This is a genomic window from Rhodococcus sp. IEGM 1354 (assembly GCF_030056855.1).
In the GTDB taxonomy this organism is placed as follows: Bacteria; Actinomycetota; Actinomycetes; order Mycobacteriales; family Mycobacteriaceae; genus Rhodococcoides.
This window is the reverse complement of sequence record NZ_JASHKT010000003.1, coordinates 339,891-354,545: the sequence shown is the minus strand read 5'-3', so window position 1 is coordinate 354,545 and position 14,655 is coordinate 339,891. Positions and strand designations below refer to the sequence as shown.

Below are 14,655 nucleotides of genomic sequence, written 5' to 3'. Positions count from 1 at the left end.
TCACCCCTTCAGGTCGAGCGAATCCAGAAGATAGCCGGCCGCCTGCTGTGCCACGAAGGTCTCGATCGGCCCGAAGTACCAGGCCGGCGCGAGCTCCCGGTCGAAGTTCAGGGTCCACGTCACCGCGGTACCACCGTCGGCTGCGGAAGCCCAGCCGATATCGATCGTCTTCCACGTGAGCCACGTCGCCAACGGAGTCGTGTCCGACACCACCCGCATCCGAACCGACGTTGCCGTCCGCTCGGTCACCTCGAGGGTCAACGACGACGACTGCTCACCCCAATGATGAGTGGACATCACCGCGGGCCGATGGTGTGCCCCGGCAAACTCGATGACCCGTCGGTCGCCGACCTGCGAGCCCTGCACGTCCTCGTGCTGCGGCTCGGGAAACCCCCAGGACAGAATGCCCGACGGCGCAACCTCGTGAAATCGCAGCGGCGAGCCGACGGCCGAATCCACCTCGGCGGAGGAGGCGTCGAACACACGGGTTGCCGACACGGTGGAGTCCGACGGGAAGGTCGTCATCGGCAGCACCCCCTCGGACGCCACGACGAGCACGAGCACAGGCAGAACCGAAATCTGGAGCTTGCCGCCGCCCTGCCGCCGGAAGTAGGAGACAAGACCCACCACGATGATGGCCACGCCGTAGAAGATCGGTGCCGCGAAGATGACGCAAATGAAGCCTTCACCCAGCAGGATCATCGACAGCAACAGGCATACCGTCACCACCTTGACCGTCGTGCCGATGGCGCTACCCCACGGTGCCGACAGCACGACGACGACAGCGAGCACGGCCGGAATGCCGACGTAGAACGCGGCGGTCTGGTCCTGGCCGGTGTCCTGGAGCATCTTTCGAACGATCACCGCCGCTGCGAACGCGACCACGATGGCTGCCAACACCCACTGCTGACGGTTCGGTCGGTGCGGCTGTTCGGGTGCGAGATCTGGCTCGGGTCCCCCTGTACCGGTCATTGTGACAGTCGACCACACCCACGGTGCCTCGCGGCGGAAAAGTCAGGCGGCTGCGCGGGTATCGAGCAACGAGAAGTTCGACAGTTCGGCGCGCAGCATGTTCATCGCCCGGTGCTGGGCCACCCGCACGGCTCCGGCCGTCATTCCCAGAGCTTCACCGGTCTGCGGCGCCGTCAGGCCCCACACCACTCGCATCAGGATGATCTTGCTGTACTTCGGGGGCAGGGTGTTCATCAGGGCCTGCGCATGGGAGCGGAGTTCGTCGCCGAGCGCGACCTGCTCGGGACCGTCCTCGCCCGACGCCTCCTCGGGGAGTTCGGCCGTCGAGAACGACTGCCGGAGAGCCGATCGGCGACCGGCATCGGCCAGTTTGTGAGCAGCAATTCCGTAGACGAATGCCATGAACGGTTTACCCATGTCGCGGTACTTGGGAATCGCGGTGACCAGAGCGAGGCAGACGTCCTGCACCACGTCGTCGGCCGCGACATCGAGATTGCCGATCCGCGAGGCGCAATAGCGACGAATCGGAGGCTGGATCAACACCAGTACGCGTTCGAGTGCGGCACGGTCGCCCGCAACGGCCCGCGGTACGACGTCTTCGAGCGTGTCCATGGAAGTGCTCATGGCCGATCTCCTTCTTGGCAACGCGCGCCCTCACCTGAACGCTCACCAGTACTTCGACACAGCCGACCGTTCGGCTTGGTCGAATCGGCTACCACATTCGAGAAAAATGTGACTCAGGTAACACGGTGTGTCGTCCGAGCGACGTACCGGTCAACATCCACGTCGCATCACGTGACCCTGACACTCCGGAGCGCACATGAACACCAGTGAGCAGAACCATCTGGTCGGTCGCCGGAGCACTGTCGCCGCGGCGGACGGCACCACGCTCGCAGTGCGCGAGTTCGGACACCCCGATGCGGCTCTGACCGTGGTGTTCGTCCACGGACACTGCCTGCGGATGCAGTCGTGGACAGAGCTGCGCACCCACGTCGAGGCTGTGTGGGGCGAGGACACGCGAATCGTTCTGTACGACCATCGCGGCCACGGCGAATCCGGTGCAGCAACGCCGGACAGCTGCACCATCGATCAACTCGGCGAGGACCTGGCCGACGTGATCCGCGCTGTCGTACCGGTCGGGCCGTTCGTTCTGATCGGACACTCGATGGGCGGCATGACGGCGCTTTCCTACGCGCGTCAGTACCCGGATGCCGTCGGATCGCGCCTCGTCGGGGTCGGGTTGATCGCGACATCCGCGGGCGGGATCACCGATGACGGCCTCGGTAGTTGCCTCGCGCATCCGGCCGTGTCGGCGTTTCAGGCAGCTGTTCGACGCGCCCCTCGACTGATGTCGGGTGCCAAGCGGCTCAGTCGCGGGGTCTGCGCCCCCATCGTCAGGACAGCGGGATGCGGCTCCCACAAAGTCAGCCCGCGGGTGGTCACGCTGGCAACGGCGATGCTCGGCGATACGTCCATCGTGACGATGGCCGGCTTCCTCGGCGCGTTCCGCGGACTCGACGAAGTGGCCGGTCTGGCCGCGCTGGCCTCGATTCCCACCCTGGTGCTGTGCGGTTCGGACGACCTGATGACGCCGATGCGACACTCGGAAACCCTTGCCTCCCACCTGCCCGACGCACGGTTGGTACGTATCGCGCAGGCCGGACACATGGTGATTCTCGAACGAGCACGCGAGGTGGCGGACGCCATCGTCGAACTCGTGACGGCAGCTCGGCGAGCTCACGTGGGGGATCTCGCCCTGGCTCGCTAGACCTTTCGACGACTGTGGCCCGCACCGGATATCCGATGCGGGCCACAGCACTGTTGTCGAGGCGGTGTTACTTCTTCACTGCGGGAGGAGCGTTGAGCAGCTGGATGAACTGTCCGGCGTTACCGATGACTGCGCCGAGGCCACCGGCAGAGGTGCCGGCGAGCGATCCGATGGCACCGAGGGCGATCGCGCCGATGACGCAGCCGCCGATGGGGCCTGCTCCGAGAAGAGTTGCAACCGGCGCGGTCACGACGACTCCGGTGATGATTCCGAGGATGCATCCGCCGACGATTCCGGTTGCAGCACCGAGGAATCCACCGACAGAGGCGGTGAGGCTGAGGTTGTCCTTGACGCCTGCGACTGCGGCGGGCAGGTCGACCTGCTGCAGGCCGGGGAGGGAGGTGGAGACCGGGGTTGCCGCGGCAGGCGAGACATCAGCGGTCAGGGTGGCGTGGTTGCCGTCGATGTCGGCAGCGACGGGGTGCGAGAATCCGTCGGCGGCGATGGCGAGCGGTACGGAGTCGACGAGTGCGCCGTTGGCGTCACGGACGACCAGGTGGTTGTCTTCGTTGCTCAGGGTGCCGGCCGTCGTGTCGACGAGGACCTGGTTGCCGGCCTGGGTGACGTTCCACCCGACGGCAGCGGCGGGAGCCGGGGCCGGATCCGCATAGGCGGTGCCCATGGCGGTCGTCATCGCTGCAATGACCAATGCGGACGTTGCCGCGAATCGAGTCAGCTTCATGTTCCTCAGTCTTTCGTCGTGTCCATCTCTCGATACCGAGCAGCGAAAAGCTATGGGCACAACGAGCGTGAAGAGCGAACCGAAGATGAACGAACGGGGTCGAATCGAACAACGATCGATCGCATCAACCCGAAAGGGACAGAACGACTTTCAGCGACCGATCGGTTCGTAAAGGGCGCGCACGGGTTGTCCCTACTTACCGAAAAGACCAGGCTTGTTGCTGCCGCCGTGGCCCACTCCGAAGTCGTAGGCGGACTCGGCATGCTCGTGCTCGTCCAGGCCGTCGGCCTCGTGCTGTGCGTCGGCGCGCACGCCCATGACGGCCTTGATTGCGAACGCGACAGCGGTGGTGACGACTGCCGTGTACGCGAACACCGCCACCACCGCGATCGCCTGCACCCACAGCTGATGCAGGCCGCCGCCGTAGAACAGACCGTCCACACCCGCCGGCATCTGCGCACTGGCAACGAGCCCGATCATCAACGTGCCGACGATGCCACCGACGAGGTGCACACCGACGACGTCGAGCGAATCGTCGTACCCGAAGCGGTATTTGAGGCCGATCGCCAACGCGCACAACGCGCCCGAGACGATGCCGATCGCCGCTGCACCGATCGGTGTGACGGCAGTGCACGACGGCGTGATCGCGACGAGTCCGGCCACCACACCCGAAGCCGCGCCGAACGACGTCGCATGTCCGTCCCGCCACTTCTCGACGACGAGCCAGGCGGCCATGGACAGCGCGCCGGCACCCATCGTGTTCACCAGCGCCACTGCGGCGACGCCGTCCGCCGCCAACGACGAGCCCGCATTGAACCCGAACCAGCCGAACCAGAGCAGTCCGGCTCCGAGCATGACGGCCGGAAGATTGTGCGGACGCATGGGATCTCGCGGCCACCCGCTCCGCTTGCCGACCACAAGGGCCAGCACCAGTCCGGCCACGCCCGCGTTGATCTCCACGGCCGTGCCACCGGCGAAGTCGATCGCACCGAGCCTGTTGGTGATCCACCCGCCGAATTCACTGGTGAGGCCGTCGAGCGAGAACACCCAGTGCGCAACAGGGAAATACACCAGCGTGGACCACAGGGCTGCGAACAGCACCCACGGCACGAAACGCATCCGGTCTGCGACGGCACCGGAGATCAGCGCGACCGTCACCATGGCAAATCCTGCCTGGAACGCTGCGAACACCAGCGCCGGAACGGTTCCCACCAACGGAATCGACACCGCGCCCGCCGCGGAGGTGTACACCCCGCCGAGCAAACCCTCGAAACCGGCGTACTGCAACGGGTTTCCGATCCAGCCGCCGATCACGTTGTCGCCGAACACCATCGAGAACCCGAACACCAACCACAGCAGCCACACGACGGCGATGGCCGACAGGCTCATCATCATCATGTTCAGCACGCTCTTCGAGCGCACCATGCCGCCGTAGAAGAAGGCCAGGCCCGGCGTCATCAGCAGTACCAGCGCAGTACTGGCCAACAACCACGCCGTATCGCCCGCGTCGGGCGCGCCGTTGATCACTTGCCCACGAATTTCGGTGCGCGCTTCTCGGCTCTCGCGCGGCGCGCTTCCTTCATGTCCGCACTGCTCCACGCGGCCTCGAATGCCGCGCGCTGTGCAGGCGTCGGATCGTCGTGCGCGCCGTCGTCGTTGAACACCAGCTTGAGGTGTCGCAGTGCCAGGGGGGCGAGGGCGGTGATCGAGTGCGCCCACTGCAAGGCGACATCGCGATCGCCACGCTTGTTGGCCAGGCCGCACGTGTACGCCTGATCGGCGTGCACCCGTTCGCCGCCGAGCAGGATCGTGCGCGCCACGCCGCCGCCGGCCAACGACGCCAGCCGCTTGATCGTCCAATTGCTCACTGCGATTCCGAGACGCGTGGAGGGAATCTCGAAGAAGGCCTCGGGTGCGACGACCCGCAGGTCGCAGGCAATGGCAAGTTGCGTGCCCGCCCCGACGGCAGGCCCGTTGATCGCCGCCACGACGGGAACGGACACTCGCTCGATGGCGGTGAGCATGCCTTCCAGCGTCTCGCCGAACGCGTCGGGAAACGCATCTCCGGTCAGGTCGGCACCGGCACAGAAACTACTGCCCTGCCCGGTGATCACCACGACCCGCGCGTCGTCGGCGTCCGCCTGCTCGACCTCGCGTCGTAGCGCGACACAGAGATCCGTGCTCAGCGCATTGCGCTTGTCCGGCCGCTGCAATTCCAGGATGACGACATCGCCGTCACGAGTGTGTCCGATCACGCCGAGCAGGTTACCGGCTGGTAGCGGCGGTCACAGGGCGGGGCCTGATCTACTGATACTCGTGATCGACACTCGGGTTGCTGTCATCGGTGCCGGCCAGGCCGGGCTCTCGGCCGGCTACCACCTCCGGCGGGCCGGACTTGCCGCAGGTGCGGGCTTCGTCATGCTCGACCGCTCCCCCGGACCTGGCGGTGCCTGGCAGTTCCGGTGGCCATCCCTGACGCTGAGCACCGTCAACGGAGTCCACGATCTGCCCGGGATGCCGTTCGCCGACACGCTCGGGAACGAACCACCGGAGTCCATCGCCGCAGCCGACGCGGTTCCCCGGTACTACCGCGCGTACGAGGAACTTTTCGAACTGCATGTCCGACGCCCCGTCACGGTGACCGTCGTGTGCGACCGCGAACCACTCTTTCGGGTCGAGGCCGGGGATACGGTCGTCATGGCCGAGGGACTGATCAATGCGACCGGAACGTGGGAGAAGCCGTTCGTTCCGCACTACGACGGGGCCGAGACCTTCACCGGTAGGCAACTGCACACCAAGGACTACCGAACTGCGGACGAGTTCGTCGGCAAACACGTCGTCGTGGTCGGCGGCGGCATCTCGGCCGTGCAACTGCTCGACGAGATCTCGCAGGTGACCACCACGACGTGGGTCACGCGTCGACCGCCGGTGTTCCGGGACAGCCAGTTCGACCACGACGCCGGACGCAAAGCCGTTGCCATGGTCGAGGAGCGGGTGCGCGCAGGCCTGCCGCCGGGCTCGGTCGTCTCGGTGACCGGTCTGTTGCTCACGCCGTCACTGGCTGCCGCCCGCGAGCGCGGGGCTCTCGAACGCAAGCCGATGTTCTCCTCGATCACCGCCGACTCCGTTGTGTGGGAGGACGGTTCGACCCAGCACGCCGACGTGATCCTGTGGGCCACCGGATTTCGCAGCGCCCTCGATCACCTCGCTCCGCTGCGACTGCGCGGGCACGGCGGCGGGATCGTCATGGACGGCAGGCTGACCACCCGGGTGGCCGCGAACCATCGCGTCCACCTGCTGGGGTACGGCCCGTCCGCGAGCACGATCGGGGCCAACCGGGCCGGGCGCGCAGCGGTGACGGAGATACTCGAAACGCTGGGCTGAGTCCTTATGGCGAGGAGAGCTGCTCGACGACGAACTTGGCCAGGGAACCGAGACGCGCACGGCTCGGCATCGACGTCGGAACGCCCAACGCATCCAACGGAGCCGACGTCACCGGCCCCACACAGATCGCGGCGACGGGGCCTCGAAGCGCGGCGAGGAAGGCGTCGAGCATGGCGTTGTCCTTGGCCGTCGACAGCAGCGAGGCGACGGCGGGAGCGCTCGTGAACGTCACTGCGTCCACTCGATGTTCGATGATCTGCGACAACAAGTCGAGGAGTGGGGCCTGATCGACGGGGCGGATCCAGCGGTACACCGGGATCGGTCGGACATGCGCACCGAGTTCACTCAGCGCATCGCTCAGGTGAATCGTCGGTTCCCATTCGGTGATGACGCCGTGCAGCTGTACGGCGATGTCTGCACCGGAAACACCCTCGGCGGCAAGGTGATCGGACACTTCCTGCGAGGCCTCGGTGGCCGGCGACCACTCGTCACGAAGCCCGGTGCCGCGAATTGCTCCGCGCGCCTTGGGACCTCGGGCAATGATTCGCGTGTGACCCAGTGCGGTCAGGAGGTCGTCGCGCATACCCCAGTCGGCTGCCGCGTCGAGCCAGCCCCGGAAACCGATGCCGGTGCTGATCACCACGATCTTCGGGGGACGTTCGACGATGCCCTCGGTCGCCGACTTCAGCTCCGAGTCGTCGATCAGGGGCAGAACATGAATCGCCGCGGCGTGAACGATGTTCGCGCCGCGGCGTTCGAGCATGGTGGCCAATTCGTCTGCGCGCCGCTCGGCGGTGAGGGCAACGGTCTTGCCTACGAGCGGTTCCGACATGGGTACAGACTAGGCCCCCTATGTGAGCGGAACTTCGTAGTGGGTTACGAAGTTCCGCTCACATCAGCTGCTGAACTTGTCCGGGTCCGGGCCGGTGCGGCCGTCGGCGGTGTCCAGAGCATTGATCTGCTGAATTTCGTCGTTGCTCAGCTCGAAGCCGAACACGTCGAAGTTGCTGGCGATGCGCTCGGGGGTGACCGACTTGGGGATCACGACGTTGCCGAGCTGAATGTGCCAGCGCAGAATCACCTGGGCCGGGGTGACGCCGTGTGCCTCGGCGATGGGCGCGAAGGCCGGATCGTCCAGAACGGTGCCGGAGCCGAGCGGGCTCCAGGCCTCGGTGGCGATGCCCTTCGAGGTGTGGAAGGCGCGCAGTTCTTCCTGGATGAAGCGCGGATGCAGTTCGATCTGATTGACCGACGGGACCTCACCGACGGCGTCCATCAGCTTCTCGAGCGTGGGGATGGTGAAGTTCGAGACGCCGATCGAACCGATGCGGCCGTCCGACTTCAGCTTCTGAAACGCCTTGAACGTGTCGATGTACTTGTCGCGATCGAGCTGCTGCCAGTGAATCAGGTACAGGTCGAGGTATTCGAGGCCCAGACGATCCATGCTGGCGTCGAAGGCCTTCAAGGTGGAGTCGTAGCCCTGATCGTCGTTCCACAGCTTGGTGGTGACGAACAGTTCGTCGCGCGCGATTCCGGACTCCGCAATGGCCTTGCCGGTGCCGGCCTCGTTCTCGTACACCTTGGCGGTATCGATGCTGCGGTATCCGACCTTCAACGCCTCGGACACTGCGGCCTGGGCACCGTCGTCGGGAACCTGCCACACACCGAACCCGAGCTGGGGAATCGACGTGCCGTCGTTGAGCACGATGGTCGGGACAGTACTGGTCTCGGCTGAATACGTCATACGAATGCCAACGGACGGCGCTGTGAATCTGTTCCCGGTCCCGGGGATACTGGTCCGGTGACTGCCACGCTCCGCATCGACGATCTGGCCGCTTTCCACGGCGATCGAACTCTGTTCTCCGGGCTCGACCTCACGGTGACCGAGGGTGACGTGATCGGGCTCGTCGGGGCGAACGGTGCCGGTAAATCGACGCTGTTGACGCTGCTGGCGGGCGTGGGAACGGCCGATCACGAGGGTGAGATCTACACCAGCCCGCCCGACGCAACCGTCGGTTATCTGGCGCAGGAGCCCGAGCGCATCGCCGGGGAGACGGTGTTGGATTTCCTCGGCCGGCGGACCGGGGTCACTTCGGCCGAAGCTTCCATGAACGCAGCCGCCGAGGCGTTGGGTTCGAGTGACGACGACCTCTACACCCCTGCGCTGGAACGATGGTTGGCCCTCGGCGGCGCGGATCTGGCGGAGCGCACGGCGAAGGTACTTGCGGATCTGGGCCTGGATGTGGACGGGTCTGCGCTGATGACGGATCTGTCCGGTGGGCAAGCGGCCCGCGCCGGTCTCGCCGCAATTCTCCTCGCGCGTTACGACATTCTTCTGCTCGACGAGCCGACCAACGACCTCGATCTGGCGGGCCTCGAGCAACTCGAACAATTCGTCGTCGCGACGCGGGCGGCCATCGTCGTCGTCAGTCACGATCGCGAGTTTCTGGCTCGGACGGTGACCGGCGTCGTCGAGCTCGATCGGGCGCAGCGCCGCATCGATGTGTACGACGGCAGCTACCAGTCCTATCTCGCGGAACGTGAAATTGCGCGCCAGCATGCACGGGAGAAGTACGACGAGTTCGCAGACACCAAGTCGGCGTTGGAGTCTCGCGCGCAGATGCAGCGGAACTGGATGGAGTCGGGGGTGCGCAATGCGCGACGCAAGGCCACCGACAACGACAAGATCGCCCGCAAGACCCGCGCCGAGTCGACAGAGAAGCAGGCTGCGAAAGCCCGTCAGACGCAACGCCGCATCGAGCGACTCGAGGTGGTCGAGGAACCCCGTAAGGAATGGGAACTGCGAATGGAGATTGCGGCCGCTCCTCGCAGCGGAACCGTCGTTGCAGTTCTGGGCGGCGCTCTCGTGCGGCGGTCAGAGTTCACGTTCGGCCCGGTGACGACGCAGATCGACTGGGGCGATCGCATCCTGATCACCGGACCCAACGGCTCCGGCAAGACGACGTTGCTGTCGGTACTACTGGGCCGGTTGGACCCGGACGAGGGAACGGCCTCATTGGGTTCGGGTGTGGCAATCGGTGAAATCGATCAGGCGCGAGCATATTTCGTCGGCGACGGCACGGTGTCCGACGCATTGAGTGCCGCAGTTCCGGACTGGCCCGACGCCGAGGTCCGGACGTTGCTGGCCAAGTTCGGGCTGCGCGGCGACGATGCACTGCGGCCGGCGTCCTCGCTCTCGCCCGGTGAGCGAACCCGAGCGGCACTCGCTTTGCTGCAGGCCCGCGGCGTGAACCTGTTGGTGTTGGACGAGCCGACCAACCACCTCGACCTGCCTGCCATCGAACAACTCGAACGCGCGATGGAGAACTTCGAGGGCACGCTGTTGCTGGTGACCCACGACCGCAGAATGCTCGACACCGTTCGCAGCACTCGTCATTGGACGATGGCCGACGGGCAGTTGTCGGAGCTGTAGGTCGCAGTGAAATCGGGTGCAGCTGACCGCGCTCACGCTCGATGTCAAGCTGTCTGGAGTCGGTTGTTGTTGATTCCCACGCTCGATGCGGGCCGGGGTGTGTGTGGACGAGCTCGGAACCGTTCGGGATGCAGGTCGTAGTAGGCCTGTTGGGCGCGATCGCGGTCGGTCCATAACTGTCGCCAGTTCCCGGAGTGCACGTCTGCGGGTGAGAACAGTGCGATGCCGGAATGTTTGTGGTCGGTGCTGTACCAGTGGACGTAGTCGGTGAGGTGTCCGCGGGCGGCATCGATGTCGGAGAAGATGCCCGGGTAGTTCGGCCGGTATTTCATGGTCCGGAACTCGGACTCGGAGAACGGATTGTCGTTACTGACGTACGGCCGGTTGTGCGTGAGCTGGACTCCGTGTGCGGTCAGACAGTTTCTGAGGGTGTTCGAGCGCATCGCTGCACCGGAGTCCGCATGGACGAATAACGGTGCGCCGTAACGCTGTATGGCCGTCTCGAACATCTCCGCGGCGAGGTGATCGCTCTCTCGTTCCTCCACGCGCCACCCTGCGATCAACCGGGAGTGGATGTCGATGATCGAGTACGCCTTGAACGATGCACCGCGCCACGGTGAGTGCAGATCGGTGATGTCCCAACTCCACACCTGACCGGGTGCGGTAGCGGTGTGGACGGGCATCCGTCGCGGGGTGCGGGTGCTCTTCTTGGTCGGTGTTTTCGGGCGGTTGCGTTGGTCGAGGACCGCTGTTGCGATGCGCCACCACGAGCGACGCGACGCCATCATCGTTCCGTTGTCCCAGGCGGTGGCGAAGGAGTGATCGACCGAGTTGCCGGCCTCCCATCCGGTGACGATCAACGCTTCGACCTGAACTCGATCGATGCTGTCGATGCGATTCGAGTACCGCCGATCTCGTTGATGCACAGGCTGTTCGACCGCAGGACGTGGACTGTGGCGGTAGTGCCACGTCGAGCGAGAGAGCCCCACTACCGTCAGGGCACTGCGCACCGAACCGGCCGACGACGTCAGCTCGCGGACGAGGGTGTTCTCGGTAGTCAGGAATCGATGGGATCGTTCTTCGTCGGGGTGTCGGCGGGCTCGGGCACGTTCATCGCGTGCAAAAGCCCGATAGCTTTTCCCAGCAGTTCGTTGGTCTCCTCGAGTTGCCGGATTCGGGCGTCTCGGCGCTCCAACTCCTCTTCATGGCGGGCTCGGTCGATCTCCCGACGCTGCATCGACGACTGTCGATCACCTGGTGCTACGTGCATGGCCCCAGTCTGACGCGGAACCAGCCCGCGGTCCACATCACCGTCGAAGACAGCTGAACGCCAGCGCGCCATCATTCGCTTCGAGATATGCGGACGCGCCTCCATCCACGCGCCACGCTGCCCATGCCGCAGACCGCAGTACTCGAACACAAACTGTCGGATCTGTTCCCCGGTGAAACCTGTATCGACCGTCATCACGACTCTCCTCCGCCACTTGATCTCGACTCACAAGCAGCCTGGCAAAGAGGGTCAGCGCGGTCAGCTGCACCCGATTTTCGTCAACTGAAAAGGATTTCGTTCACCTCGGCGGCGGGACGCATCGGCAACGTGTGATGTGTGGCTCCGTCGAGTATCACGGTCCGCGCTGCAGGCAGGACGGTTCGGACCGCAGATTCGATCCGAGCGGCATTGTGCACCTTGCCATTCCCTGCCAGCACCACGGTTGTCGCTACACCGAAGTTCGCGAACGCAGCAGGTTTCGGCCGTTTCGGAACAATGGTTTTTGTGGTCGGAGCATGCGCGACTCCCAGAGCAAGTACGTCGAGCCAATCCGGATCCAACTGCGCGTCATCGGTTTCCCATCGGACGAAAGCTCGCTGCCGTTTCTCGTTGGAAGCGAGCAATATCGGCAGGGCATGCAGCAGATACCGCGGACTCATGGAGCCGAAGCTAGCATTGGGATCCAGGAGCGTGAGGGCATCGACGCGGCTCTCGTTGCGCAAGGCGTACGCCAGGGCAATCATCGCGCCGTAGGAATGGCCGCACAGTGCCACAGCTCGAAGGCCCAGTTCATCCAGCACCGCTGTCACCCAGTTCAGCAGCTCGACCACGGAGTCGATGAGCTGCTCACCGGGAACACTGCGCCCGACATCGCCCATGAGGTCGACCGCGTACACCCGATATCGCTGCGAGAGTGCCTCGACGTTGGCGAACCAGACGGTCGACGTCGCACCCGCGCCCGGCAGCAACACCAATGCCGGGCCGTCGACGGGTCCGCAGGCGTTGATTCGCGTGGTGCCGTGCACCGTGTTCACGTCGATTGCTTGGGTATCCGCCGGCCACTTCTGCAGCACCCGGTCGTAGGCGGTGAAGAATCCGTCGAGCGTCGCTGGTACCCCTATTCTCTCGATGATCGAGATAGTAGACAATAGAGAGACATCTCGTCCAGCATCTCTCGAGGGATCAGCACATGACCGAACCTGTCGCCGCCGTGCATCAGCTGCGAGCGCTCACCGTCGAGCTCGATCTCCTCGGCGCAGACTTCGCTCAGAAGCACTCACTTCACCCGACAGACATCCGCGCGCTGATCTGCCTACTGGATGCGGACCGAGCCGGAACGCGTGCCACACCCGGCTGGCTCGGCGGACAGCTGGGCCTGGAATCCGCGTCGATCACTGCCCTGATCGATCGAATGAGCAAGCGAGACTTGGTGTCACGCGAAGCAGACCCATCCGATCGCCGGCGAGTATTGCTGCGCGTGACCGCGCATGCGTCGGAACTCGGGACGACATTCTTCGGCCCCGTCATCGGCCGAGCAGTCGACGAGCTGGCGCGTTTCACACCCGAGCAGCGGGCAACGATCGACGAGTTTCTGATGACGATGCGTGCCATCGTTGCCTCCACTCGGGAGCAGCAGACCCCGTAGACAAATCAGCCATTTTGTTCGCACTGGTTGACACATCGTTGGGTTTATACAACACTTCATTGTCATGAGCCCCGTCAAGCGCGGTACCGCGCTCCCGATCTTCAACAGGGTGGGTGTTCTGCGGGCAGAACGAAAGATGAGCCGCGCGCAACTGGCCGAACTCGTCGAAGTCAACCCCCAGACCGTGGGCGCCCTCGAACGAGGCGACCACTACCCGAGCTTGGACCTCGCGATGCGCATCTGCGACGTCTTCGATCTGCCGATCGAAGCAGTGTTCTCACGCACCGAACTCGGACCACTCTCGGCCGAACTCTTCCGAAAGGAAAAGGATCGATGAACACGCCCGGTTCCAACATCTTCACCCGCTATCAGGAAGCCCGTACGAAGTCGTTTCTGGAGAACGACAGCGAACTGGCACGCCGACTTCCGGCATTACGCCCCCTGAAACGGCGTCGAAGGTTCGTCGCCGCGATGGTGGTGACGCTCGTCGTCGCTACGGTGTTCGCTTTTATGGAACCAGTACTCGACTGGGCAATCGCACTGTGGGCTCTGTGCTACATCGCGTTCGCCTTCGCCGCGATCGCACTCGGCATCGTCTCCGATCGACGCGCCGAAGCACCGGACGAAGTATTGGACGAAGTATTGGACGAATTCGAAATCCAGCGCCGCAACGAAGCCAGGTCCACGGGCCTGAGAGTCACTCAATGGCTGGGCACAGCAGCGGCGGGGTATTTGTTCATCGGATCGGTATTCGTCTCGACGAACCTCGGAATATCTGGCGGCGCGTTGATTCTGATCGCCTTGCTGGCCGGCAATACCACTCCCGCAATACTTCTCGCGTGGAGCACTCCCGGCCCCGACCCCGAGGACGGCTGAGACCATGACCCCGCAACCCGACATCCTCACCCGCTATCAGGCCTATCGCACCCGGCGATTCCTGGAGAACGACGCCAACACCAGACATTGGCTACCGAAGTGGCGGACGCAGCATCGTCGCCGCATTCTCGCCATCGCAGTGATTGCTGCCGACCTGACGTTCCTCGTCATAAGCATCTCGACACTGTTCTTCTCGTGGGCCGCAATCGCCTGGATTCCCGCCGCACTCATCTTCATACCGATCTGGACCGCTCTGCAAACGGTCTCCGGCCGCCACAGCGATGCGCCCGTCGGAGCACTGGACGAATGGGAAGTACAGCAGCGCAACGAAGCTCGATCCATCGGCCTCACCGTCACGCAGGGGTTGGTCATGGCTGCGGCCTTCGCGCTGATCGTCCTGTCCACGACCTTTCCGGACCTCCCCCGTCTCGCCTACGCCGGCGGCGGCTGGACTCTCGCGGCACTGATGATCGGAATATCGACCCCGGCAATCATTCTCGCGTGGATAACTCCTGACCCCGAACCAGAAGACACCGAAGATTTCGACCCGAAGTAACGACCGAAA

The 14,655-nt window shown here is 64.5% G+C and carries 17 protein-coding genes; 7 read left to right on the top strand and 10 right to left on the bottom strand.

All coding sequences use genetic code 11. The features are described 5' to 3' along the window. Both QM588_RS08875 and shbA read right to left on the bottom strand, forming a co-directional pair. The gene (locus QM588_RS08875; RefSeq protein WP_283312672.1) at positions 1-972 is read right to left on the bottom strand and encodes a hypothetical protein; all 972 of its coding nucleotides are present in this window, start codon (positions 970-972) and stop codon (positions 1-3) included. A gap of 42 nt (positions 973-1,014) precedes the next feature. Continuing rightward, a complete protein-coding gene (gene shbA / locus QM588_RS08870) occupies positions 1,015-1,596 on the bottom strand; it encodes an RNA polymerase sigma factor ShbA (protein ID WP_283312671.1) in 582 nt (193 codons plus the stop codon). 196 nt (positions 1,597-1,792) lie between these two features. On the opposite strand from shbA, the gene QM588_RS08865 reads away from it, so the two are divergent. After that, entirely contained in the window at positions 1,793-2,740 is a 948-nt protein-coding gene (locus QM588_RS08865) for an alpha/beta fold hydrolase (protein ID WP_283312670.1), read from the top strand. A 67-nt stretch (positions 2,741-2,807) separates the two neighbouring features. Here QM588_RS08865 and QM588_RS08860 read toward each other — a convergent pair whose 3' ends face one another. From QM588_RS08860 to QM588_RS08850, 3 genes are all read right to left on the bottom strand, one after another. Beyond that, positions 2,808-3,482, bottom strand: a complete 675-nt coding sequence (locus QM588_RS08860; RefSeq protein ID WP_027495954.1) for a hypothetical protein — start codon at positions 3,480-3,482, stop codon at positions 2,808-2,810. Between the two features lie 192 nt (positions 3,483-3,674). Then, a complete protein-coding gene (locus QM588_RS08855; RefSeq protein WP_283312668.1) occupies positions 3,675-5,009 on the bottom strand; it encodes an ammonium transporter in 1,335 nt (444 codons plus the stop codon). Next, positions 5,006-5,737 carry an enoyl-CoA hydratase gene (locus QM588_RS08850; RefSeq protein WP_283312667.1) on the bottom strand — a complete coding sequence of 244 codons (732 nt, stop codon included), beginning with the start codon at positions 5,735-5,737 and terminating at the stop codon, positions 5,006-5,008. The genes QM588_RS08855 and QM588_RS08850 overlap by 4 nt, the downstream gene beginning before the upstream one ends. A gap of 55 nt (positions 5,738-5,792) precedes the next feature. Here QM588_RS08850 and QM588_RS08845 point away from each other — a divergent pair, with 55 nt between their 5' ends. Then, positions 5,793-6,866 (top strand): NAD(P)-binding domain-containing protein, encoded by a 1,074-nt coding sequence (locus QM588_RS08845; RefSeq protein ID WP_283312874.1) that lies wholly within the window; start codon positions 5,793-5,795, stop codon positions 6,864-6,866. Positions 6,867-6,870: 4 nt separating this feature from the next. Here QM588_RS08845 and QM588_RS08840 read toward each other — a convergent pair whose 3' ends face one another. Continuing rightward, positions 6,871-7,698, bottom strand: coding sequence for a uroporphyrinogen-III synthase (locus tag QM588_RS08840; RefSeq protein ID WP_283312666.1), 828 nt, complete (start codon positions 7,696-7,698; stop codon positions 6,871-6,873). Positions 7,699-7,761: 63 nt separating this feature from the next. Next, positions 7,762-8,610, bottom strand: coding sequence for an aldo/keto reductase (locus QM588_RS08835; RefSeq protein WP_063216894.1), 849 nt, complete (start codon positions 8,608-8,610; stop codon positions 7,762-7,764). A gap of 57 nt (positions 8,611-8,667) precedes the next feature. Between QM588_RS08835 and QM588_RS08830 the strand changes: the two genes are divergently transcribed. Next, the gene (locus QM588_RS08830) at positions 8,668-10,299 is read left to right on the top strand and encodes an ABC-F family ATP-binding cassette domain-containing protein (RefSeq protein WP_283312665.1); all 1,632 of its coding nucleotides are present in this window, start codon (positions 8,668-8,670) and stop codon (positions 10,297-10,299) included. Between the two features lie 44 nt (positions 10,300-10,343). On the opposite strand, the gene QM588_RS08825 is transcribed toward QM588_RS08830, so the two are convergent. The 3 genes from QM588_RS08825 to QM588_RS08815 all read right to left on the bottom strand — a co-directional run bounded on the left by QM588_RS08825 (position 10,344) and on the right by QM588_RS08815 (position 12,717). Next, a complete protein-coding gene (locus QM588_RS08825) occupies positions 10,344-11,225 on the bottom strand; it encodes a DDE-type integrase/transposase/recombinase (protein WP_283312663.1) in 882 nt (293 codons plus the stop codon). Between the two features lie 131 nt (positions 11,226-11,356). Beyond that, on the bottom strand, positions 11,357-11,764 hold the full coding sequence (locus QM588_RS08820) for a hypothetical protein (protein WP_283312662.1): 408 nt from the start codon (positions 11,762-11,764) through the stop codon (positions 11,357-11,359). Between the two features lie 83 nt (positions 11,765-11,847). Beyond that, positions 11,848-12,717: an alpha/beta fold hydrolase gene (locus QM588_RS08815; protein WP_336620062.1), complete on the bottom strand. Its 870-nt coding sequence runs from the start codon at positions 12,715-12,717 to the stop codon at positions 11,848-11,850. Positions 12,718-12,758: 41 nt separating this feature from the next. Between QM588_RS08815 and QM588_RS08810 the strand changes: the two genes are divergently transcribed. The 4 genes from QM588_RS08810 to QM588_RS08795 all read left to right on the top strand — a co-directional run bounded on the left by QM588_RS08810 (position 12,759) and on the right by QM588_RS08795 (position 14,646). Further along, a complete protein-coding gene (locus QM588_RS08810; RefSeq protein ID WP_283312661.1) occupies positions 12,759-13,214 on the top strand; it encodes a MarR family winged helix-turn-helix transcriptional regulator in 456 nt (151 codons plus the stop codon). A 64-nt stretch (positions 13,215-13,278) separates the two neighbouring features. Next, positions 13,279-13,551: a helix-turn-helix transcriptional regulator gene (locus QM588_RS08805; RefSeq protein ID WP_027495945.1), complete on the top strand. Its 273-nt coding sequence runs from the start codon at positions 13,279-13,281 to the stop codon at positions 13,549-13,551. After that, positions 13,548-14,090: a hypothetical protein gene (locus QM588_RS08800; protein WP_283312660.1), complete on the top strand. Its 543-nt coding sequence runs from the start codon at positions 13,548-13,550 to the stop codon at positions 14,088-14,090. The genes QM588_RS08805 and QM588_RS08800 overlap by 4 nt, the downstream gene beginning before the upstream one ends. A gap of 4 nt (positions 14,091-14,094) precedes the next feature. Then, positions 14,095-14,646, top strand: a complete 552-nt coding sequence (locus QM588_RS08795) for a hypothetical protein (RefSeq protein WP_283312659.1) — start codon at positions 14,095-14,097, stop codon at positions 14,644-14,646. Positions 14,647-14,655 lie beyond the last annotated feature (9 nt).